This is a genomic window from Pseudomonas donghuensis, assembly GCF_000259195.1.
Taxonomy (GTDB): domain Bacteria; phylum Pseudomonadota; class Gammaproteobacteria; order Pseudomonadales; family Pseudomonadaceae; genus Aquipseudomonas; species Aquipseudomonas donghuensis.
In genome coordinates this window covers 1-22,456 of the sequence record NZ_JH650761.1, presented here as the reverse complement: position 1 = coordinate 22,456, position 22,456 = coordinate 1, and the positions used below count along the sequence as shown (strand labels likewise).

20 protein-coding genes are annotated in these 22,456 nt (G+C 63.3%); 4 read left to right on the top strand and 16 right to left on the bottom strand.

The features are described 5' to 3' along the window. Nucleotides 1-10 precede the first annotated feature (10 nt). The 3 genes from UW3_RS0109230 to UW3_RS0109220 all read right to left on the bottom strand — a co-directional run bounded on the left by UW3_RS0109230 (nt 11) and on the right by UW3_RS0109220 (nt 1,479). A complete protein-coding gene (locus tag UW3_RS0109230; RefSeq protein WP_010222084.1) occupies nt 11-646 on the bottom strand; it encodes a hypothetical protein in 636 nt (211 codons plus the stop codon). 71 nt (nt 647-717) lie between these two features. After that, a complete protein-coding gene (locus UW3_RS0109225; RefSeq protein ID WP_010222083.1) occupies nt 718-960 on the bottom strand; it encodes a DUF2789 domain-containing protein in 243 nt (80 codons plus the stop codon). 60 nt (nt 961-1,020) lie between these two features. Next, nucleotides 1,021-1,479: an aminoacyl-tRNA deacylase gene (locus tag UW3_RS0109220; protein ID WP_010222082.1), complete on the bottom strand. Its 459-nt coding sequence runs from the start codon at nt 1,477-1,479 to the stop codon at nt 1,021-1,023. A 102-nt stretch (nt 1,480-1,581) separates the two neighbouring features. Here UW3_RS0109220 and UW3_RS0109215 point away from each other — a divergent pair, with 102 nt between their 5' ends. Together UW3_RS0109215 and UW3_RS0109210 are read left to right on the top strand one after the other, a co-directional pair. Further along, on the top strand, nt 1,582-2,967 hold the full coding sequence (locus tag UW3_RS0109215; RefSeq protein ID WP_026001248.1) for an NfeD family protein: 1,386 nt from the start codon (nt 1,582-1,584) through the stop codon (nt 2,965-2,967). Between the two features lies 1 nt (nt 2,968). After that, on the top strand, nt 2,969-3,715 hold the full coding sequence (locus UW3_RS0109210; RefSeq protein ID WP_010222080.1) for a slipin family protein: 747 nt from the start codon (nt 2,969-2,971) through the stop codon (nt 3,713-3,715). 93 nt (nt 3,716-3,808) lie between these two features. On the opposite strand, the gene UW3_RS0109205 is transcribed toward UW3_RS0109210, so the two are convergent. The 6 genes from UW3_RS0109205 to UW3_RS0109180 all read right to left on the bottom strand — a co-directional run bounded on the left by UW3_RS0109205 (nt 3,809) and on the right by UW3_RS0109180 (nt 9,739). Then, a complete protein-coding gene (locus UW3_RS0109205) occupies nt 3,809-5,209 on the bottom strand; it encodes an efflux transporter outer membrane subunit (protein ID WP_010222078.1) in 1,401 nt (466 codons plus the stop codon). Next, the gene (locus UW3_RS0109200) at nt 5,206-6,081 is read right to left on the bottom strand and encodes an efflux RND transporter periplasmic adaptor subunit (RefSeq protein ID WP_010222077.1); all 876 of its coding nucleotides are present in this window, start codon (nt 6,079-6,081) and stop codon (nt 5,206-5,208) included. Before UW3_RS0109200 ends, UW3_RS0109205 begins: the two co-directional genes overlap by 4 nt. Next, nucleotides 6,078-6,290 carry a DUF1656 domain-containing protein gene (locus UW3_RS0109195; protein WP_010222076.1) on the bottom strand — a complete coding sequence of 71 codons (213 nt, stop codon included), beginning with the start codon at nt 6,288-6,290 and terminating at the stop codon, nt 6,078-6,080. Before UW3_RS0109195 ends, UW3_RS0109200 begins: the two co-directional genes overlap by 4 nt. After that, complete coding sequence (locus UW3_RS0109190) at nt 6,287-8,377, bottom strand: FUSC family protein (protein WP_010222075.1); 2,091 nt, start codon at nt 8,375-8,377, stop codon at nt 6,287-6,289. The genes UW3_RS0109195 and UW3_RS0109190 overlap by 4 nt, the downstream gene beginning before the upstream one ends. Continuing rightward, the gene (locus tag UW3_RS0109185) at nt 8,374-8,826 is read right to left on the bottom strand and encodes a MarR family winged helix-turn-helix transcriptional regulator (RefSeq protein ID WP_010222074.1); all 453 of its coding nucleotides are present in this window, start codon (nt 8,824-8,826) and stop codon (nt 8,374-8,376) included. The genes UW3_RS0109190 and UW3_RS0109185 overlap by 4 nt, the downstream gene beginning before the upstream one ends. A gap of 94 nt (nt 8,827-8,920) precedes the next feature. Further along, the gene (locus UW3_RS0109180) at nt 8,921-9,739 is read right to left on the bottom strand and encodes a tetratricopeptide repeat protein (RefSeq protein WP_010222072.1); all 819 of its coding nucleotides are present in this window, start codon (nt 9,737-9,739) and stop codon (nt 8,921-8,923) included. A 206-nt stretch (nt 9,740-9,945) separates the two neighbouring features. Here UW3_RS0109180 and UW3_RS0109175 point away from each other — a divergent pair, with 206 nt between their 5' ends. Beyond that, nucleotides 9,946-10,956, top strand: a complete 1,011-nt coding sequence (locus tag UW3_RS0109175) for a helix-turn-helix transcriptional regulator (protein WP_010222070.1) — start codon at nt 9,946-9,948, stop codon at nt 10,954-10,956. Between the two features lie 5 nt (nt 10,957-10,961). Here UW3_RS0109175 and UW3_RS0109170 read toward each other — a convergent pair whose 3' ends face one another. The 7 genes from UW3_RS0109170 to UW3_RS0109140 form a co-directional block, all read right to left on the bottom strand. Next, complete coding sequence (locus UW3_RS0109170) at nt 10,962-11,828, bottom strand: ABC transporter permease (RefSeq protein ID WP_010222068.1); 867 nt, start codon at nt 11,826-11,828, stop codon at nt 10,962-10,964. Between the two features lie 14 nt (nt 11,829-11,842). Next, a complete protein-coding gene (locus tag UW3_RS0109165) occupies nt 11,843-12,706 on the bottom strand; it encodes an ABC transporter ATP-binding protein (RefSeq protein WP_010222067.1) in 864 nt (287 codons plus the stop codon). A gap of 5 nt (nt 12,707-12,711) precedes the next feature. Further along, entirely contained in the window at nt 12,712-13,731 is a 1,020-nt protein-coding gene (locus UW3_RS0109160) for an ABC transporter substrate-binding protein (protein WP_010222066.1), read from the bottom strand. A gap of 18 nt (nt 13,732-13,749) precedes the next feature. Next, a complete protein-coding gene (locus tag UW3_RS0109155; protein WP_010222065.1) occupies nt 13,750-14,649 on the bottom strand; it encodes a TauD/TfdA dioxygenase family protein in 900 nt (299 codons plus the stop codon). A gap of 248 nt (nt 14,650-14,897) precedes the next feature. Beyond that, nucleotides 14,898-16,253, bottom strand: coding sequence for an HlyD family type I secretion periplasmic adaptor subunit (locus UW3_RS0109150; RefSeq protein ID WP_174242313.1), 1,356 nt, complete (start codon nt 16,251-16,253; stop codon nt 14,898-14,900). Between the two features lie 7 nt (nt 16,254-16,260). Continuing rightward, nucleotides 16,261-18,417 (bottom strand): type I secretion system permease/ATPase, encoded by a 2,157-nt coding sequence (locus tag UW3_RS0109145; protein ID WP_010222063.1) that lies wholly within the window; start codon nt 18,415-18,417, stop codon nt 16,261-16,263. A gap of 42 nt (nt 18,418-18,459) precedes the next feature. Beyond that, the gene (locus UW3_RS0109140; protein ID WP_010222062.1) at nt 18,460-19,797 is read right to left on the bottom strand and encodes a TolC family outer membrane protein; all 1,338 of its coding nucleotides are present in this window, start codon (nt 19,795-19,797) and stop codon (nt 18,460-18,462) included. 345 nt (nt 19,798-20,142) lie between these two features. Between UW3_RS0109140 and UW3_RS26725 the strand changes: the two genes are divergently transcribed. Then, nucleotides 20,143-22,456: retention module-containing protein (locus tag UW3_RS26725; protein WP_010222061.1), on the top strand; the 2,314-nt coding region annotated here is incomplete at its 3' end.

The following is a 22,456-nucleotide window of genomic DNA, read 5'->3' as shown; positions in this document are numbered from 1 at the left end:
CGCTGCGCGCTCAGCGGTATTCGCCCTCCAGCTCGTCGAGCTGGTGGTCGAAGCTGCGCAAGCGCGCCGACCAGGTGTATACCAGCACTTCCAGGTCGCGATTGAGCACGGCGGCGCCACGACCGCTGCTTTGCTGCGAGTCGCACAAGTCCAGTTGATAACGTTCCCGGGCCATGGCGGTGGCCACGGTCGAGAGCTCGCGGGCGTTGTCCAGCCAGTGGCGGCGGTCATGGGTTTCGCGATCAAGCTCGCGGCATTGGCGTTTCAGGGCTTCAAGGCTCTGCTCCAGCGGCGTGCCTTCAAGCTCGCCCATCACCTCCTGAAAGGTGCGTCCGGGCTGCCAGTAGCTGCCCCAGAAATAGCGGTCGAACACCGTCTCGACCCGGCGCAAGGCAACCTTGGTGTTCCAGATCGCGACCAGCGTTCGGCCCTGGGCCAGCTGACGCTTGCTCACGCGCAATTGCTGCCAGCCAATCCAGGCCAGCGCGGTCAGCGCCAACGCACCGATCACGCCCCCGGCGGCATAGAGAAACACCAGTGCCTGGCCCAGCTGGTGGGTCTGTTTGATTCCGTAGAAATAACCGACGGTCAGCAGGCCCAGGGCAGTCACGGCACACCAGAAACCGGCGGCATAGGGATCTTTCATTGGCGCTATCCCCTTGTTGTTTTTTCCTGAGCATAGCAACGCCGTTCACCGGTAGATGTGCCGCTCAGCGTTTATTTTCTAGGACGCCGCAGCGCCTCGTTGAGTTGGTCGAACATCACCGCCCAGTCGGCATCTTCGTCGATACTGTCTTTCAGAAACGCTCGCTGGCTTGAGGTCCAGAATGGCGCATCGACCAGCTTGATATCGCTTTTTAGCGGCGAATGACTGGTTATGAATTGATCAATCCCCTTCGGATCGTCAGGTAATCCCAGTTGCTTGAACAATTCGGAAAACTTGTGGTTTGGTGCTTCCATGGGTCACTCCTTGGGGCCAGGCCGGGCATCCACGACGCCAGCCTGGCAGTGGGTTGATCATCAGCAAACCTCACGCACTTCGGCGTTTGGCACCAGTTTCAGGTACTGCGTCATGTTCATGTGGATCAGGTGATCGTGATCGCCTGCCTCGACATAAATATCCCCCTGACGGGTCAGGGTCGGATCGAGCAGCATCTTGATCGAGTAAGCATCACCCAACGCCGGAATGGCACCACGTTCGCAGTCGCCGAACAGATGTGGCAAGCCGCTTTCATGGGTCATTTGCCAGGGTCCGGTGGCCCGCACCTTGCTCATGTCCAGGTGACGGTTAGCCGGTAGCACGGCCATCAGGTAATTGCCCCGGCGGTCGTCGAGCATGACCGACTTGGCCACCCGCTCGGCAGGTACGCCGGCGGTACGCGCCGACTCAAGGCTGGTTGATGAGTGCGGATGAGAAACGATTTCATAGTCGCAGCCGGCCTTGTCCAGGCATTGCTGCAGGGTTTTTGCCATACGCATGATGCACCTCCGGATACAACGCCCCCACTTCTGAAGTTTAGGCCGTGCTGCATCAAGCAGCCGACTAAACTTATTGGACACGCACTGCCCGGGTGAATTCAGGTGATCGCTCGCTGGTGTCGGCACCTGCTGCTTCTACTGATGCTCAGCGCCCTGACGAGCGGCGTGGCTGCGCCCGGCAATCCGGTGCTGGTGATGAGTATCGACGGTGCCATCGGTCCGGCCAGCGCCGACTATCTGGTACGCGGCCTGGAACAGGCCAAGACACAGCAGGCGCAACTGGTGGTCATCCGCCTCGACACCCCGGGCGGGCTCGACAGCTCGATGCGCGCGATCATCAAGGCGATTGTCGCCAGCCCCGTACCCGTCGCGACCTTCGTCGCGCCCGGTGGCGCCCGCGCGGCCAGCGCCGGCACTTACATCCTTTATGCCAGCCACGTGGCGGCAATGGCCCCGGGCACAAACCTTGGCGCCGCCACGCCGGTACAGATCGGCGGCCTGCCGGGCACGCCCAAGGACCCGGCCGCACCGCCCGCCTCGCCCACCGGCGACAAGCAAGCGCCGAACAGTGAGCAGGACACCCTGACCCGCAAGCAGATCAACGACGCCGCCGCCTACATTCGCGGCCTGGCACAACTGCGCGGGCGCAATGCCGATTGGGCGGAGCAAGCGGTGCGCGAATCGGTGAGCCTGCCCGCCAACGAAGCCCTGCGCCTGAAAGTCATTGACCGTATCGCCAACGACCTCCCCGACCTGCTGCGCCAACTCGACGGCAAGAGCCTGGAAGCCGCTGGCCAGCCGGTGCAGTTGCATACGGCCAATGTGGCGATCATCGAACGCGAGCCGGACTGGCGCACGCGCCTGCTGGCGGTGATCACCAACCCCAGCGTGGCGCTGATCCTGATCATGATCGGCATCTACGGGCTGATGTTCGAGTTCATGAGCCCCGGCTCCGGAGTGGGCGGGGTGATCGGCGGCATCTGCCTGCTGGTCGCTCTGTATGCCCTGCAGCTATTGCCGGTGAGCTATGCCGGGGCGGCGCTGATCATGCTCGGTATCGCCTTCATGATTGCCGAGGCGTTCCTGCCCAGTTTCGGTGTGGTCGGCTTTGGCGGCATCGTCGCGTTCGTGGTCGGCGCGGTGATTTTGATGGACACCGATGTGCCCGGCTTCGGCATCCCCCTGGCATTGATCCTGACCCTCGCGCTGCTCTCGGCGCTGCTGCTCGGCGGTGTCTTGGGCATGGCCATGAAGGCGCGCAAGCGCGCGCTGGTCAGCGGTGATGCCGGGCTGGTGGGCAGCCTGGCGACAGTGATGGCGGTCAATGACAGCGACCCGTTCATCGGCTCGGTGCAGGTGCAGGGTGAGCAGTGGCAGGCCCAATGCCAGACGCCACTGCAGGTGGGGCAACGCGTCCGGGTGATTACACGCAAGGGCGTACTACTGGACGTCAGCGCCGAAGCAGAAGCACCGGCGCAAGGAGACTGAGATGTTTTTCGAACTGGGCTTTGGCGCATTGCTGGCACTGCTGGCGGTGCTGTTGCTGGCGGCATTCCGCATCCTGCGCGAATACGAACGTGGCGTGGTGTTCCAGCTCGGACGCTTCTGGCGAGTCAAGGGCCCGGGCCTGGTGTTGCTGATCCCGGGGATCCAGCAGATGGTCCGGGTCGACCTGCGCACGGTGGTGCTGGATGTGCCGCCGCAGGATGTAATCACCCGCGACAACGTCTCGGTCAAGGTCAACGCGGTGCTGTACTTTCGAGTGCTCGACCCGCAGAAGGCGATCATCCAGGTCGAAGACTTTCTCATGGCCACCAGCCAACTGGCGCAGACCACTTTACGTGCGGTGCTGGGCAAGCATGAACTGGATGAACTGCTGGCCGAGCGTGAGCGGCTGAACCTGGACATCCGCCAGGTGCTGGATGCGCAGACCGATGCCTGGGGCATCAAGGTCGCCAACGTCGAGATCAAGCACGTCGATCTCAATGAGTCGATGATCCGCGCCATTGCCCGTCAGGCCGAGGCTGAACGGGAGCGGCGAGCCAAGGTGATCCATGCCGAAGGCGAATTGCAGGCATCGGAGAAGCTGATGCAGGCCGCGGAAATGCTCGGCCGCCAATCGGGCGCGATGCAGCTGCGGTACATGCAGACCCTGGGCACTATTGCCGGGGACAAGTCGTCGACGATCGTGTTTCCGTTGCCGATCGAGATGCTCAAGGGGCTTGTGGATAAGTGAAGTCGCCAATCGCCGGCAAGGCCGGCTCCCACAAAGGATCTGTTGACGCCGGACCCTGTGGGAGCTGGCTTTGCCGGCGCAGCCTTGCCGCTCTTACCAACCGCCACCCAACGCCAGGAACAACCCAATCTGCCCCATCGCCACCTGGGTATTGGCCGCCGCCAGCTGCGCGCGCATGTCGGTGTAGGTGCGGGTTGCCTGCAGGTCGGCGAGGAACGACTCGCGCCCGGCCTGATAAAAGCGGTGGGTCTGATCCGCCGCCAATTGCGCCGAACGCTCGGCATCAGCCAGGGCATCACGGCGCTCCAGCAAAGCACTGTATTGCGCAAGGCTGGTCTGGGTTTCACGAATGGCATTGAGCACCACCCCATCAAAATGCGCCAGCGCCGCCTGGGTCGAAGCTTCTGCCGCGCGAATGCGCGCTCGCGAACCGTTGGTCGGCACCGTCCAGGTCAGCAGCGGGCCGAAGCCCCAGCGGTTGGTCGCAGGTTCCCCCAGGTTGTCGAGAATACCGATAGTGCCCACTTGGGCACCGATACTGATGTCTGGATACAACTGCCCAGTGGCCACGCCAATGGTTGCCGTGGCCGCCGCCAGGCTGCGTTCGGCCTGACGGATATCTGGGCGGCGCTTGAGCAGCGCCGCGCCATCACCCACCGGCAGGACCTGGGCGATATGCGGCAACTCGGCGCAATCGCCCGTGCCGGCCGGCAATTGATTGAGCGGTTTGGCCAACAGCATCGACAAGGTGTACAGGCCCGCTTCACGCGCGGCCTGGTAACGCGGCAGCTCGGCGCGCAGGGATTTGAACTGGGTCTGCGACCGGGTCACCTGGGTTTCGTCACCACGACCGGCGTCGCGCAGGCGCTGGGTCAGGGTCACGCTCTGTTCTTGCAGGCCCAGGGACTCATGGGCGATGTGATATTCCTCGTTGGCCGCGCATACCTGGGTATAGGCGCGGACCACATCCGCCACCAGGGTGATGCGCGCAGTATCGGCGGCAGCCTGGGTCGCATCGGCATTGGCCTGGGCGGCCTCGACGCCACGCTTGAGGGTGCCCCACAGGTCAAACTGGTAGGAAGCGCTGATAATCGCCTCACCAATGTTGGCCACGGGCACCTTCTCTGGCAGCAGGAACGCCTCGCCAGACTCTTGCAAACGCTGGGCGCCCAGCTTCACGCCACCATTGAGGCCGCCCTGGGCCTCGGCTTCTTCGACCTGGGCACGGGCCTTGGCGATATTCGCTGCCGCTACGCGCAGTTCAGTGTTGGCGGCCAGGGCCTGACGCACCAGCTCATTGAGGCGCTCGTCCTGGTACAGGTGCCACCAGTCTTTGGGCACAGGCGCCGAGACCACGCTGCTGGCGTCCTGGCGCAGTTCGCCCTGCAGGTCGGCGCGCTGGATGACAGCGTCCTTGGGCACGTGGTAATCCGGCCCGACCATCTGACAGGCCGACAGCAGCAGGCTCAGGCCAAGCAGCGACAGCCGTTTCATTGCCCGCGGCCCTCAAGGATCGACACCGTCGCGGTACGCCCGGCGATCATGCGAAAGTCCGCCGGCACTTCATCGAAAGCAATGCGCACCGGGATCCGCTGGGCCAGCCGCACCCAGCTGAACGCCGGGTTGACGTTGGGCAGCAGGTTGGCGCCGCTGCTGCGGTCGCGGTCCTCGATACCGGCGGCGATGCTCTGCACCCGCCCGCTCAGGCGGGTATTGTCGCCGAGCACGCGGATATCCACAGCCTGGCCGATGTGAATGCCGGCCAGCTTGGTTTCCTCGAAGTAGCCATCGACGTGGTAGGAGTCGCTGTCGACCACCGACAGCACTGGCCGACCGGCGCTGACAAATTCGTGGGCACGTGGCGCGCGGTCGTTGAGGTAGCCATCGACCGGGCTGCGTACCACCGAGCGGTCGAGGTTCAGTTGCGCGGCATCCACCGCCACCTGGGCTTCGGCCAGGGCCGATTCGGCGCGGGCCTGGCGCGACTGGCTCTCTTCCAGTTGCTCCTGCGCCACCAGGTTGCCCAGGCCACGGTTACGCCGGGCTTCACGCTGGGCCTGGGCCAGGGTTTCCTTGCGCTCGGCCAGGGTCGCCTGGGCCTGGCGCAAGGCCAGGTGGAAGCGGTCCTGGTCGATGGTAAACAGCACGTCACCGCGCTTGACCACCTGGTTGTCGCGCACTTCGACCTGCTGGATCAAGCCGGAAACATCCGGGGCAATCTGGATCACATCAGCACGGATGTGACCGTCACGGGTCCAGGGCGCGAACATGTAGTACATGACCATCTGCCAGACCAGTACGGTCGCCAGCGTCACTACCAGCAGGGTCAGGACCACGCGGCCCAGGGTCAACAAGGGTTTTTTCATGGCAGCATCAGGTTTCGGCAAAAGTGGTCGACCGTGCCGAGCAGCACGGCGTAAAGCGCAACGTTGAACAGCGCCCGGTGCCAGACCAGGCGATAGAAGTGCACCCGGTTGAGCAGCGCGTGCACAGCGAGGAACACCAGGTAGGTGAGCACCATCATCACCAGCAGCGTGGGCAGGAACACCCCGCTGATATCCAGATCTCCGATCACAGCGGTGCTCCATCGATGCCGTAGGGCAGTTGTGGCTGATCGTCGGATGGTTCCAGCACCACCTCGACACCTGGCAACAGCGCCAGGCGCAAACCACTCAGGGCATGCAGCAGGTGCACGCGGGCTTCGGCGCTATCGGCCAGGTCATTAAGGTTCAGGGCGCGGCGGGCGCGCTCCATGCTCTGCAGCAACACCTCGGGAGCGTGCAGGCGACGACGGGCATCCAGGCAGGCCTGAAAGTGTTCACCCACCTCCTCCACCACCCGCCCCAGCAATTGGCGCGGGTGTGCGCCGACCCGAGGCATGTAGGCCAGCAGGTCGAGCAGGTTCAGGCCCACGCGCAGGTCACGCAGCGCGGTGCCGGTGTCCTGGCCGGTCTGGGTCAGGCGCGGCAGTTGCTGCATCAGCCGATCGAGCATCTGCACACCCAGGCGCCGATGCTCGGCCAGGGTCGCCGGCTGGGTCATGCCGACGATGTCGTGCCAACTGAAACGGGTCAGGCGCTTGGCCGCAAGCTCGACGCCGAACGGGCGCACCACCAGGGTCCAGATAAAGGCGAACAGCAAGCCCACCGGCCCGGCCAGGTTGGCGTTGATAAAGGTCAGGAAGTTGGCGTCGTAGGCACCCTGAATGCTGATGAACGAGGCGGTGTTGACGATGGTCAGCAAGGTGCCCAAGTAGAAGCGCGGCTGCACGGTCAAGGTGCCGACGCAGATGCACGGCACGGCGAAGGCCAGTACCAGCATCGGGAAGTCATGCAGGTTGGGCAGCACCAGGAACAGGTAAAGGCTGGCGAACAGCACCGACAACGAGGTCCAGAAGAAAAAGCGGTAGATCTGCGGCGCCGGATCGTCCATGGCGGCAAAGAAGCTACAGGCCACGGCAGCGAGAATCACCGCGCTGCCACCGTCGCTCCAGCCAAGCAGGATCCACAGCGTGGTGGCGGCAATGATCGCGGTGACGGTGGAGAACACCGAATAGAGCATCAAGCCACGGTCGAAGAATGGCGTCAGCCGGCCCAGGCGCCAGTGCCGATAGACCGCGCGCCACGGCGACAGGTCTTCATTGCGGATAGCGTGCTGCAGGCTGCAGCAGTCCTGCCACAGATCGACCCACTCGGCCAGCCGATAAAGCGCGTTGGACAGCAGCAGCGAGGCGCGTTGGTCAAGGGACACAGCGCTCGGTTGCAGGTGTTCGATTTGCCCACGCAGAGCAGACCAGCGCGCCGGCGATGCATCCTGTGCGGTGCCTTGCAGCCAGGCACGGGCCTCGCCCAGCAACGGCTGCAATTGCTCGGTCTGGGCCGGGGCGCGGCCTTCGAGGGCAAGCAAGGCGTCGTCGAGGGCATCGATCACCGGCAGCAGGTGGATCATCCGCCCGCGCAGCTCGCGGGCGTTCTTTACCGTTTGCGGGCGGGCGCCTTCATGGGACAGCTGGCCGATCATCAGCTCCAGCGAGTTGAAGGTGGTGACCATCGAGGCACGCAGACCGCCGACTTTCTCGGCGCTGGCTTCGCGGGCCAGAAAGGTGTCGCTATAGCGAATCGCCTCGTTGAACCAGTTGCCGGTGGCGCCGACCAGCACCGGGGTCAGGCGCCGCGGCCAGAAGATCGCCCCGACCACCGCCGCACAGACAATGCCCAGGCAGATTTCCTGGGCCCGTGACGAGGCAATGTCGAATACGGCCAGCGGCTCATCGACCACCGGCAGGGCAATCATCGGCAAGGTGTAGCCGGCAAGCATCAGCGCATAGCTATTGGCGGTGCGCAGGTGCAGCGAGAGGAACAGCAAGGTGCCGGTCCACAAGGCCACGGCGACCGTCAGCAGTACCGGTGTCTGCACCAGCAGCGGCACCAGGAACACCGCCCCGGCGGCGCCGAGCAGGGTGCCCATGGCCCGGTACAGGGCCTTGGAACTGGTGGGCCCGACGAATGGGCTGGAGACGATGTACACCGTGGCCATGGCCCAGTAAGGCCGCGGCAGCTGCATGAGCAGGGCGATGTACAGGGCGATCATCGAAGCGGCAAAGGTGCGCACGCCGTAGAACCAGTCGCGCGCAGGCGGCATCGAGCTGAAAAAACCGTTCACGTCGGCACGCCCGGGGTGCGCTGGGCAGCCTCTTCGAAGGCGCGCAGCACGCGCAGGGTGGCCAGCAGGTCGGCTTCGTCGATGCCCTGCAGCACTTCACGGCGCAGGCGCACCAGTTCGCCTTCGATGGCTTCGGCGAGCACCCGGCCGCTGGCGGTCAGGCTCAGTGCCTTGGCCCGGCGGTCGAGCGGATCTTCCGTGCGGCAGACGAAGCCGGCCGTGCACAGCTGGTCGAGCAGGCGTACCAGCGACGGGCTTTCAAGCCCTGCCGCTTGCGCTACGGCGACCTGGTGCACGCCATCGCCCAGGCGCACGATCATCAGCAGTGGCATCGCACAGGCTTCGGAAATGCCGTAGCCGGCCAGAGTCGCCTGGCAGATGCGCCGCCAGTGCCGGCCGGCCACCACCATACCGCTGCTGATGTTGAGTTGCAGTGCGTCGAGGGTCATGAAGGGAGGTTCGTGGCTATATTCATAGTTTGCTAACTATCAATATTCTTCGATCACCGCCCCTGCCGTCAATAGTGGCTGACAGACGTCATGTTCAAGGTTGCAGCTGATCGTCCAGCTTCATGTTCAGCGCCAGCTTGCTGCCCAGGCTGATCGCCTGCTCGCGCCAGAACAGATAACGCAGGGCGTTGTTGACCTCGCTGAAGTGCAGCGCCAACGCTTCGGCAGCCTGCATCACCCCGGCCACAGCGGCCAGTTCCAGCCAGTACACCGCGGCTTTGGTGTCGACGTTGACCGTCAGCCCATGCAGCAGCCGGTAGCCAACCTCGAAGCGGCAACGGGCGTCACCGCGCTGGGCGCCACGTAGAAACCAGCGATAGGCCTGCTGCAGGTCGACCTGCCATTCCTGGCTGTCGCTGTCACAGATTTCTTCCTCGTAGAGGTCGCCAAGGGCGGCGGCGGCATGCTCCAAGCCACGCTCGAAAGCCTGCTGGTAATACTCCGCCGCGCTGGCGTAGGCCACCTCGACGCCTTTGCCGAAGTAATGCTGCTGGCCAAGATTGAACCAGGCAGCAGCGCTGCCCTGCAGGGCCGCCATGCGCAACAGATGCCCGGCCAAGGTCGGGTCGGCGCGCCAGTACTTGCCGTTGAGCCAGATCCAGCCCAGGTCATTGAGCGCACCGACGTTGCCCTCCAGGGCCTGGGCACGCAGGTCGTCGTACACCGCCTGCAGGTCAGCGGCTTCATCCAGGCGGCTGATCAGGCTGAAACTCTCGCCCAGCGCTGCCCGCTGGCTGGGCATGCCGACCCCGGCGTACAACCGCTGCAGGCGGCCGGGCCGACCAGGCGCAGGGATGATCCGCTCGGGCAACAGGCGCTCAAGCAGTGGGTAAATGTTGCTGGCAGCTGACATGTTCGTCCTCATTGAACTACCCACAGATCCAACAGCGGGAGTGATGAGGCGTGATTCTGCGCACGGTCACGACAAAACCTGTCGCGAACAATTCAGTTAGGGCACTCAACTGCTTCATCCTTGATCTGGATACATAAATGGCTAATTGCCATATCACCGCGCTGGCGCCATGCTACAACCGCAAGCCTAGACAAGGACGCCGCCTTTTGCCCTCTGCCACGACACGTGCCACCCTCAGCCGCCAATGGGAGTTGCTGCGCCAGTTGCCCAGCCGCTCGCCGGGGATTACCAGTGCCGAGTTGGTAGGCCGCCTGCAGGACGCAGGTTTTTCCATCAGCAAGCGCAGCATCGAGCGCGACCTCAATGAGCTGTCGCTGATCTTCCCGCTGGAACGCAACGACAAGAGCATCCCTTATGGCTGGCACTGGGCGGCCAACGCCTGCATCGAGCTACGCGGTATCAGTGTCAGCGAGGCGCTGAGCCTGGCGCTGGTGGAAGAGGCCGTGCGCCCGCTGTTGCCGGGGAGCATGCTGAAAGTGCTGGACCCGCGCTTCAGCCATGCCCGGCAAAAGCTCGAACACCTGTCGGGGGCGAACAAGGTGGCGCGCTGGCTGGACAAGGTCGCCAGCGTGCGCCCGGACATGAACATGCAGGCACCGGAAGTGCCCGACAGCATCCTCGAGACCGTGCAACACGCGCTGCTTGAGGAATACCAGTTGCACTGCCAGTACTACTCGGCTCACAACGACACGCTCAGCGAACTGACCCTCAACCCGCTAGCGCTGATCCAGCGCGGCCAGGTCAGTTACCTGATTGCCAGCGCCGCGTCCTGTACCGACATTCGCCAGTTCGCCGTGCATCGCTTTCGCAAGCTGCACATTCTCGACAGCCCGACCGAAGGCCTGCATGCCTTCGATCTGCAGGCCTACCTGCGCAGCGATGCCCTGCAGTTCGGCGATAGCGACAAGATCGAGCTGCAGGCCTGGATCAGCGACAACCTCGCCCGCCTGGTGCGCGAAACGCCGCTGTCGGCGGACATGCACCTGACCCCGCTGGAGAATGGCCACCGCCTGCGGGCCACCGTCAGCAACAGCTGGCAGCTGCGCTGGTGGCTACTGAGCCAGGGCGACGGGCTGATCGTCGAGCAGCCCCTGAGCCTGCGCCAGCAGATTGCCGAAACCCTCCACAATGCCGCCGCGCAGTATCGATCGGCCTGAGCCTGTCAGCGCTGCATGCCCCAGCGGCGCACGGTAATACGCTCCAGAGTGTTGAACACCAGGCTTTCGACCAGCAGGCCGATCAGGATCACCACCGCAAGCCCGGCGAACACCTTGTCGGTGTACAGCTCGTTGCGGTTCTGGAAGATGTACCAGCCCAGCCCGCCCTTGCCGCTGGTGGCGCCAAACACCAGTTCGGCGGCGATCAGTGTGCGCCAGGCAAAGGCCCAGCCGATCTTCAGGCCCGAGAGGATCGACGGCAGCGCCGCCGGAATCAGGATCTGCACCACCAGCCGCAAGCCACGCAGGCCATAGTTGCGACCGGCCATGCGCAAGGTCTCCGACACCCCGAGAAAGCCCGCGTAGGTATTGAGCGCCAGGGCCCAGAGCACCGAATGCACCAACACGAAGATCAGGCTGTTGTCGCCCAGGCCGAACCACAGCAGCGCCAATGGCAGCAAGGCAATTGCCGGCAGCGGGTTGAACATCGAGGTCAGGGTGCTGAGCAGGTCGCGGCCGAACTGGGTCGACACCGCCAGGCTGGTCAGGCCGAAAGCCAGGACGATCCCCAGCAGATAGCCCTTGAGCAGCACCACCAGCGACACGCCGACCTTGGCCGGCAGCTCGCCGCTGAGCAGGCCGTCATACAGGGCTGCCGCAGTCTGCAGGAAGCTCGGTAGCAGCAGGTCGTTGCCCTGGTAGCGGGCGATGGCTTCCCAGGCCAGGGCCAGGAGGATCAGGATTAGGCCCTTGCGCAGCCAGCCCTGTTGCCAGAGGCGCTGACCCAGCGGCAGTTCGCGCTCTACGGGGACACTCAGTAGCGGTTCGAGGACAACTTCGTATTCCTGACGCGGCGTAACAGTTGTGGTCATGGTGAGACTCCCGGTCAGTAGGCAATGCGAATGTCGGCGAAGCCCAAGGCCGGGTCGTGCTCGACCTGGGCATCGTCGTCGAACAGCAAGCGGTGGACGCGCCGCGCCGACGCCTGAAAGTCGCTGGCGCCCAGGCTCTGCAGGTCGTACTGGTGGCTGTGGATCTCGGCGCGTACCCGGCCCGGATGCGGCGACAGCAAGAGGATGCGGTTGCCGACCACCAGCGCTTCTTCGATCGAATGGGTGACGAACAACAAGGTGAAACGCACCTCTTCCCAGAGCAGCAGCAACTCTTCCTGCATCTTGCGCCGGGTCAGGGCGTCGAGGGCGGCGAAGGGTTCGTCCATCAGCAGGATCTTCGGTTGCATGGCCAGCGCCCGGGCAATCGCCACGCGGGCTTTCATGCCGCCCGACAGGGTATGCGGATAGGCGTCGGCAAAGCCGGCCAGGCCGACTTTCTCCAGGTAGTGCAAGGCGCGCGCTTCGGCCTCCTTGCGTTTGAGCGTGCCGGAAGCGAGCAGCGGGAACATCACGTTCTGCTTGACGGTTTTCCACGGCGGCAGCTGGTCGAACTCCTGGAACACCACGATGCGGTCCGGGCCCGGGCCCTGCACTGCCTGGCCCTGCAAGCGGATCTGCCCTTCCCGGGGCTCAATGAAGCCGGCCACCGCCTTGAGCAGGGTCGACTTGCCACAACCCGAGGGCCCGAGCAGGACAAAGCGGTCGGCCTTGTCCACTTCGAAACTGACCTGGTGGGTAGCCCGCACCACGCGCTGCGCGGTGCGGTACTCCAGGCTTAGGTTATCCACCTGCAGCAGCGGCGGCGTTGCGACGCTGCTCAGCTTGCTGACCGTGTGGCCTGGCAATGGGGTGTTCATCCGGCTCAGCTCCCTTGCAGCGGTTTCTCGTCCTGGAAGAAGTAGTCCTTCCAGGATTCGGGTTTGTGCTTGATCGCGCCCACGCGGTAGAGGAATTCAGCCAGCGGATAGGTATTCTTCGGCGTCACGCTGAATTCGTACTGCGGGTTGTCGATGATCTTCAGCAGTGCCTCGCGGTCGATCTTGGCCTTGGTCACGCGGATGTAGGTGTCGGCTGCGGCGGCCTTGTCGTTCTGGGCGAACTCGGCGGCTTGCGCCAGGGCATCGACGAAGGCTTTGTAGGTCTTGGGGTTGTGGTTGCGAAATTTCTCGGTGGCGAACAACACGGTCGGCGAGTTCGGGCCGAGCAGGTCGTAGGTGTTGAGCACTACGTGCACGTCCTTGTTGGCCAGTACCTGATCCTGGAACGGCGGGTTGGAGAAGTGCGCGTTCAGCTCGGTGCCACCGGCCAGCAAGGCCGCGGTGGCATCAGGATGGGGAACGGCCAGGGTGTATTTGTCGAGGCGGTTGTATTCCTTGTCGCCCCACTGCTTGGCAGCGGCGTACTGCAGGAACCGCGACTGCACCGAGACGCCCACCGCCGGCAGGGCGATGCGGTCTTTCTCGCTGAAGTCGGCGATGGTCTTCACCTTGGGATTGCTGCTGACCAGGTAGTAGGGAAAGTTGCCCAGCGAGGCCACGGCCTTGACGTTCTGCCGGCCCTGGGTGCGGTCCCAGATGGTCAGCAGCGGGCCGACGCCGGCGCCGGCGATATCCACCGAACCGGAGAGCAAGGCGTCGTTGATCGCGGCGCCACCAGACAGCTGCGTCCAATCGACCTTGATGTCGATGCCCTGCGCCTTGCCATGCTTCTCGATCAGGTTCTGATCGCGCACTACGTTGAGCAGCAGGTAAACAATGCCGAACTGTTCGGCAATGCGGATTTCACCTTCGGCCTGGGCCGTGGCCGGTGCCACCAGGCTGCCGGCAAACAGGCTGGCACCCAGGCCGATACTGGCCGCCAGGCGGCTGATTGAGTTGCGCATGCTGTACTCCTCGAAAGATCAGAACGGGGCATCGCCCTGGATGGTGGTGCGGTACAGCTTGCGGCGCAGGTGCGCAGGGCAGCCGCTGGCCAGGTGAATCAACGAGCGGTTGTCCCAGAACACCAGGTCATGGGGCTGCCATTGGTGGCGGTAGATGTTCTGCTCGAGCACGCTGTGGGCGTAGAGCTCGGCAAGGAGCTGCCGGCTTTCGTCTTCGGGCAGGCCAACGATGCGGGTGGTGAAGCCTTCGCTGACGAACAGCGCCTTGCGGCCGTTTTCCGGGTGGGTGCGCACGACCGGGTGAATGACTTCCTGAACCTGCGCCAGTTGCTCGGCGGTCAGGGTCGGGCGCCAGTTGCCTGCGAACTTGCTCTCGCTGTAGCGGGCGGTATAGGAATGCGCGGCGCTGCGGCCTTCAACGGCTTTGCGCAGGGCTTCGGGCAGGCCGTCCCAGGCCTTGTGCATATCGGCGAACAACGTGTCGCCGCCTTCGCGGGGCAGCTCCTGGGCATGCAGCATCGAGCCCAGGCTTGGCAGTTCCTTGTACGACAGGTCCGAGTGCCAGAACTTGCCAGCATCGCCCAGGCCGATGTTCTGCCCGTTCTCGATGATGTTGGAGACGATCAGGATTTCCGGGTGGCCGCGGAGCAAAAACTGCTTGAGCACGTGAATCTGCAGCACACCGAAGCGGCGGCTGAAGGCGATCTGTTGTTCGGGGGTAATGCGCTGGTCGCGAAACACCAGCACGTGGTGGTCGAGATGGGCCCGGTGGATCCGGGTGAAGTCCTCGGCGCTGACTGCTCGGGTCAGGTCCAGGCCGATGATCTCGGCGCCGACGGCACCACTGAACGGCAGGATTTCGAAGGCTTGCTGCTGTGCACTGTCGATGGACGACAAGGCGTTAGAGGCCGCTGACATGATTCACTCCCACGCAGAGCGCGCCCAATGGTGCGCGCATCGATCAGAAACTCACGGTGTTCCGTGTTGGTTCGGTCGTGCGGCGCGCCGATTGGTCGGCAGGTACGCAGGGGAGTGACTATAAAGTCATAAGAGAAAGAATTTAAATATCTTTAGCGCATAAGCATATGGTGAGCTTAAGGGCCTCATCGCTGGCAAGCCAGCTCCCACAAAGTCCAACTGTGGGAGCTGGCTTGCCAGCGATGCTTTTAGCGCTCGCGCAGCGCTTCGGCACGCGCGCGGATGATCGGCTTGAGCAAGTAGCTCAATACGCTCTTCTTGCCGGTGATGATATCCACCGAAGCGACCATCCCCGGGATGATCAACAGCGGCTTGTCGTCGGTCCCCAGGTGGCTGCGCTCGGTGCGCAGCTTGATCACGTAGAAGGTGTTCTTGTCTTCGTCGGTGATGGTGTCGGCACCGATCTGTTCGAGCTTGGCTTTCAAGCCGCCGTAGATGGTGAAGTCATAGGCGGTGAACTTGACCATCGCCTCCTGCCCCGGGTGCAGGAAGGCGATGTCTTGCGGGCGGATGCGCGCTTCGACCAGCAAGGTGTCATCCAGCGGGACGATCTCGACCAGGTCGCTGCCCGGCTGGATCACCCCACCCACGGTGTTGACCAGCAGCTGCTTGACGATACCGCGCACCGGCGAGGTCACCAGGGTACGGTTGACCCGGTCGTCCAGGGCCTTGCCGGTGGCCTGGGCCTTGCTCAGGTCGGTGCGCGCCTCGTTGAGTTGGGTCAGGGCTTCGCTGCGAAACTTGCCGCGGGTCTCGTCGATCTTGCGCTCGACTTCCTTGATCGCCGATTCGGCGCGCGGAATCGCCAGCGAGGTGGCGTCCAGCTGGCCACGGTTCTCCACTTCGGCACGCTTGAGGCGCAGCACTTCCACCTGGGAGATCGCGCCCTGGGCCACCAGCGGCTCGGACATGCTGATCTCCTGGCGCAACAGCTGCAGGCTGTTGCGGTACTGGCCCTGCTTGGAGCTGAACTCGCGCAGTTCCTGCTGACGCTGCACCAGTTGCTCCTGCAGGCCGCCGATCTCGTCCTGCAACTGCTGGCGGCGGCTCTGGTACAGGGATTCTTCGTTGGCGGCCTGGCTCGGCGCGGCCTTGCGGATTTCGGCGTCGATCTTCAGCGGCCGGTCTTCGACCTCGGCGCTCAGGCGTTCGACGCGCAGGGCCATGGCCAGGCGGTCCGCCTCGGTCTCACCGACGTTGGAAACAAAGCGGGTGTCGTCCAGGCGCAGCAACGGGTCGCCCACTTCGACGATCTCGCCTTCTTTGGCGTAGATCTGCGCGACAATACCGCCTTCCAGGTTCTGGATTTTCTGCAGTTTGGACGACGGGATCGCCTTGCCTTCGCCACGGGTCACTTCGTCGATAATGGCGAAGTTGGCCCAGAGGCCCATGAACAGGAAGAAGCCAAGCACCCCCCAGATGGTCAGGCGCACGATGCGCGGGGCATCTTCGATCAGTGCCTTGTTGACCTCCGGCAACGGTTGCCCGCTGAGCGACTCGGAACCCTTGAAGTACTTGCGCAGGCTGTCCTTGATCTGGCCCATATCCAACTTAAGCAACACTGATCTGCCCCTTCTTCAGCGCATCCATGACGGCGGCTTTCGGGCCATCCGCGACTATCTGCCCGCGATCGACAACGATCAGGCGGTCGACCAGTGACAACAGCGAGGCCCGGTGAGTCACCAGGACCACGGTCTTGTTCTCGATGACCGCTTGCAGGCGTTGCTTGAGGCGTTCTTCACCGGTGTTGTCCATGGCGCTGGTCGGCTCGTCGAGCAGCAGGATCTGCGGGTTGAGCAGCAAGGCGCGGCCAAGGGCGACGTTCTGCCGCTGGCCACCGGACAGGTTCTGGCCACGCTCGCCGACCTGCAGCTCATAACCTTGCGGGTGCAGCCGGGCGAACTCATGCACCCCGGACAACTCGGCAGCCTGCAGGACCATTTCGTCCTCCACGTAGCGGGCACCGCTGACCAGGTTGTCACGCAGGGTACCGGCCAGCAGCTGGATATCCTGGGGCACGTAGCCGATGTTGTGGCGCAGTTCGCTGACGTCGATCTGGCGGATGTCCACGCCATCGACCAGCAAGGAGCCGGCATCGGCTTCGTAGAGACCGACGATCAACTTGGCCAGCGAGCTCTTGCCCGAGCCGCTGCGGCCGATGATGCCGATTTTCTCGCCGGGGCGGATCGCCACATTGACGCCCTTGAGCGCCAGGTTCTGCTGGTTCGGGTAGGTGAAATCGACGCCACGGAACTCGATGGCGCCCTGCAGCACCTGACGGCTCAGCGGGCGTTCTTCGAAGTTGCGCTCTTGCGGCAGCTCCATCATCTGGTCGGTGGAGACCATGGTGACCTTGGCTTGCTGGTAACGGGTCAGCAGGCCGGAAAGCTGGCCCAGCGGGCCGAGGGCGCGGCCACTGAGCATGTAGCAGGCGATCAGGCCGCCCATGCTGAGGTTGCCAGCCATGATCTGGTAGACGCCGGCGCAGATCAGCGCCACGCCTGCCAGTTGCTGGATCAGCAGGGTGATGTTCATTGCCAGGCCAGAGAGCACCTTGACCCGCAGCTCGAGGCGGCTGAGGGTGCCGATGGTCTGCTCCCACATGTACTGGCGTTCGCTTTCGGCGTTGTTGACCTTGACCGCATCGAGCCCGGCGAGGGTCTCGATCAGGCTCGACTGGCGCTCGGAGGCCAGCGCCATGGTCCGTTCAAGGGTCGCCACCAGCGGTTTCTGCAGGGCATAACCGATGCCCAGGGCCAGCGGAAAGGCGATGATTGGAATCCACACCAGGTGCCCGCCAATGATGGCGATCACCAGCAGGATCAACAGGGTGAACGGCAGGTCGATCAGGCTGGTCAGGGTCAACGAGGCGAGGAAGTCGCGCAGGCCCTGGAATTCATGGATGTTCTGGGCAAAGCTGCCGACCCTTGCCGGCCGGTATTTCATGGCCATGCCAACGATGCGCTCGAACAGCGTGGCGGAGATGATCAGGTCGGTCTTCTTCCCGGCCAGGTCCAGGCACAAGCTGCGCAGGCCCTTGAGGATCAGGTCGAAGATGTAGGCGCCGGAGATACCCAGGGCCAGGACCCAAAGGGTCGAGGTGGCCTGGTTGGGCACCACGCGGTCGTAGACGTTCATCACGAACAGCGGCGCGGCCAGGGCGATCAGGTTGATTACCAGGCTTGCGGCGATGGCGTCGATGTACAGCCAGCGGCTGCGCTTGAGGGTGTCACGGAACCAGGAGCGCGCCCGCGGGATCAGGTTGCCGTGATTGACGTCGAACTTGTGCTGCGGCTGGGCGAAGAACACCCGACCACTGTAGTCGCTCTGCAGGGCTTCGCGGCTGACATGAACCTCGCCGCCGTCGCTCTCGCTGAGCAACAGGCGCGCGGTGTCGTCGTTCTCCCACCCCAGCAACACCGTGCTGCGACCGTCCTTGAGCAGGAGCATGGCCGGCATGGCAATGCTCGGGATCTGCTCCAGCTTGCGTTGCAGCAAGCGGCCCTGCAGGCCGGCACGGGCTGCCGCACGTGGCAGCAGCTCCGGGCTCAGGCGCTGGGCCGGCAACGGCAGGCCGGTGGTCAGCATGGCCCGGCTGGCGGGCTTCTGGTGCAGCACGCAGAGAGACAGCAGGCTGTCCAGCAGCGGGTCGTCGTGCTGACTGCGGGGATCATGGCTGAGCTGGACTCGACTGACTTCTGATTCCACGCGGGCTCTCTTAACGGTTGCGGTTGGCTATGACAGTGAACCTCAGTTCATGCCTGGCAGGTTCACTTTCGGTTTAAGGTCGTTCTGCACCACGGTGGCCATCGGTGCGACAACACCCTGGCTCTTGAGCAGCTGACCAATGGTCGCTTTGATTCGGTACTGAGTAAACAGCTGGATGTTCTTCACTTCGGTCAGCCGACGCTGCGCGGTGAAGAGTTCGTTCTCGCTGTCGAGCAAGTCTAGCAAGGTACGTTCGCCCAGGCTGAACTGCTTCTGGTAGGCGGTGCGCACACTGTTGCTGTGATCGACGTATTGCTGGGCGATCGGCAACTGCGCATTGGCGTTATCCATAGCATTCCATGCCAGGCCTAGCTCCTCATTGAGCTGGCGCAAGGCATTGTTACGAATGTCCAGCGCCTGGTTGGTCAGGTACGACTTGGATTCCAGGTCGGCCTTGTTACTGCCGCCGGCGTACAAGTTGAAACTCATGCGCAGCATAGCCTGCCATTCGTTGTTGTGGCCGTTCATGCCATCCAGATCGTTATCGGCCGTCCGTCCGAGTTCTGCATCAAAACGCGGATAGAAAGTAGACTTTGCCGCTTCGTATTGTTTCTCCGCTGCTGCGATATCGGACTCCGCCGAGCGCAGGATCGGGCTGCTCTCGACCATCTGCTGACGGGCTTCGTCGAGGTTGGCTGGCAACAGGTCGACAAACGGCGCAGGGCTGCTTAACTCGTCCGGCAGTTGACCGACCACGCTCAGGTAGTTGGTCTTGGCATCGGCGAGGTTGGTCTGCTCGGTGATCAGGTTGTTGCGCGCCTGGGCCAGACGCGCTTCGGCCTGGTCAAGGTCAGCCAGGCGGCCGACGCCACGGGCGGTGCGCAGCTTGATCTGGTCGTAGATGCGTTCGTGGCTGCGCAGGTTGTCTTCTGCCAGGCGGACCATCTCGCGACGGGTCAGGACATCCAGGTAGACCTGGGCAACGGTCAGCGCGGTGCGCTCGGACGCCCCCAGCAGCGAGTAGGCACGGGAGTTGACGGTGGCTTGCTGGCGGCCGACTTCGCTCGAGGTGGCAAAACCGTCGAAGACCATCTGCCGCAGACGCACACTCGACTCACCGCGGTTGAGGGTTTCCCAGCGGTTGCCGGTGCTCGGGCTGTCGGTGCCTTCACGGCCATAACCGGCCAGCACATCGACACGCGGCAGGTAACCGCCCTTGGCGGCGCGCAGTTGGTAGTCGGCAGCAATTCGGCTGTTAACCCCGGCCTGAATTTCCGGGTGCACCTCGAGGGCTTTCTGCATGGCCTCTGGCAGGCTCTGTGCTTGAACGAAACTGGTGGCGAGGACGAAAGGAAGAGCAGTAAACAGTGACGCGCGCATTTAACTTTTTCCCAGGGACGTCTTGTCCCAAATCACAGCAGAAATCGTTGCTGCATTAGAAAATGGCAACCGGATTGACCTTATGTCGGAAACTTCCGAAGGAGTACTTGGTTCGTACGGTGGAAGAGTGGCAGCCGCTCAAATATCAATGTGACATTACAGAGCTGATTGTTTAGGATGGCAGCAGGAAGGTCAATACTTTGGCATAAACTTAATAGCCAACAGATATCGACAATTAATTGACGTCAAAAGCGTCGAACTCACTATTGAAACATTCCATCAGAAGCGGCAATTCAGCGCCTGCTGGCATGGAAGCCAAATTGAACGGGTAGTCCGGAGAGTCCAATGAGCAGTGTTGTTGCCATCGTCAAAAGCATTGTTGGCCAAGTAATCGCCGTATCCCCAGAAGGGATTCAACGTGTACTCATCGAAGGTGACCGCCTGTTCGCTGGCGAGCAGGTACTCACCGGCCTGGCCGGTGCCGTCACCCTGGAATTGGCCGATGGCCGCAGCCTGGACCTGGGCCGTGATACTCAGTGGAGTGCCGACACCCCGGACAGCAGCACTGACCTGGCGGCTGCCACCGCTCAGGCAGCGCCTTCGGTCGAAGAGCTGCAACAGGCCATCGCCGCCGGTGCTGACCCGACTACCGAACTTGAAGCCACCGCAGCCGGCCCGACTGCCGCAGGTAGCGGCGGCGCGGCCGGTGGTGGCCACAGCTTCGTCATGCTCGATGCCACCGCAGGCTCGGTCGACCCGACCATTGGCTTCCCGACCGGCCCTATCGGCTTTGCCACCGGCGCCGCCACCCAGGAGCTGGGCGGCCTGGACGATGCCAACAACCCGGCAACCACCACGCCTACCCGCGAGTCCGGCCTGACCCTGAGCGCCACGCCGTCGATCACCGAGGCCGGTGGCGTGATCATCTACACCGCCACCCTGGGCCAGCCACCGCTGACCGACCTGACCGTGACCCTGTCCAATGGCCAGGTCATCGTCATCAACGCCGGGCAGACCACCGGCAGCGTCAGCGTGACCATCCCGCCGAACGATACCGTGTACCTGGACAGCAGTGAGATCTCCACGACCATCACCGGCACCACCGGCGGCGCGGGCCTGATCGTCACCCCGGACACCACCCCGGCGGTGACCCAGATCACCGACACCATCGACACCACCACAGTCACCCTGACCGCCAACCCGAGTGTCACCGAAGGCGGCGTGATCACCTACACCGCTACCCTGACCAATCCGGCGCAGACGCCGGTGACCGTCACCCTGTCCAACGGCAGCACTATCACCATCGGCGCCGGCCAGAGCACCGGTACCGTTGACGTGCAGACGCCAGCGAACGACGTCTACAACAACGGCAGCAGCGTCAGCACCACCATCACTGGCGCCACGGGCGGCAACTTCGAGAACCTGGTACCGAACCCGAACCCGGCGGTCACCACCATTACCGACTCGATCGATGACACCGGCCTGAGCCTGAACGCCACCGGTACCGTGGCCGAAGGCGGCTCGATCATCTACACCGCGACCCTGACCAACCCGGCCGGCACACCAGTGACCGTGACCCTGAGCAACGGCGCGGTGATCACCATTGCCGCAGGCCAGACCGAAGGCAGCGTCACCGTGCCTGCGCCAAGCGATGACGTGTATGTCGATGCCGGCAACGTCAGCGTGAGCATCGACAAAGTCGATGGCGGCAACTTCGAGAACCTGGTGGTCAGCAATCAGCCGGCAGTGACTGAAGTTACTGACACCATCGATACGTCGACCGTCACCCTGACGGCCAATAGCAGCGTTGCCGAAGGTGGTGTGGTGACCTACACCGCTTCGGTCACTGCGCCAGTCACCGGTTCTGCGCTGGTTATTACCCTGGCCAATGGTCAGCAGATCACTATTCCGGTCGGCCAAAGCACTGGCTCGGTCGAGTTCGTTGCGCCGAACAATGTGCACACCACCAACCCGGACCTGACCAACAGCATCACCGGCACTTCCGGCGGCAACTACGAGAAGCTGGACACTGCGGGTAACCCAGTGACCACCGTCACCGACGGTCCAGGTACCGATGACACTACTGGCCTGAAACTGACGGCCACTGGTTCGGTCGCAGAAGGCGGTTCGATTGTTTATACCGCAACGCTGACCAACCCGGCCGGTACCGAAATGAAAGTCACCCTGAGCAATGGTGAAGTGATCACCATCGCCGCGGGCCAAACCGAAGGCAGCATTACCGTCGCAGCGCCTGCCGATGACGTCTACATCGATGCCGGTGAAGTGAGCGTGACCGTCACTGGCACTACGGGCGGTGATTTCGAGAAAGTTGCAGTAGATGGCACTCCGGCCGTTACTCAAGTGACGGACACCATCGATACTTCGACTGTCACCTTGACTGCGAACAGCAGCGTTGCCGAAGGTGGCGTCGTCACCTACACCGCTTCGGTCACTGCGCCGGTTACCGGTTCTGCGTTGGTGATCAACCTGGCCAACGGTCAGCAGATCACTATTCCGGTTGGCCAGAGCACTGGCTCGGTTGAGTTCGTTGCGCCGAACAACGTGCACACCACCAATCCGGACCTGACCAACAGCATTACCGGCACCACCGGTGGCAACTACGAGAAGCTGGACACTGCGGGTAACCCAGTGACTACCG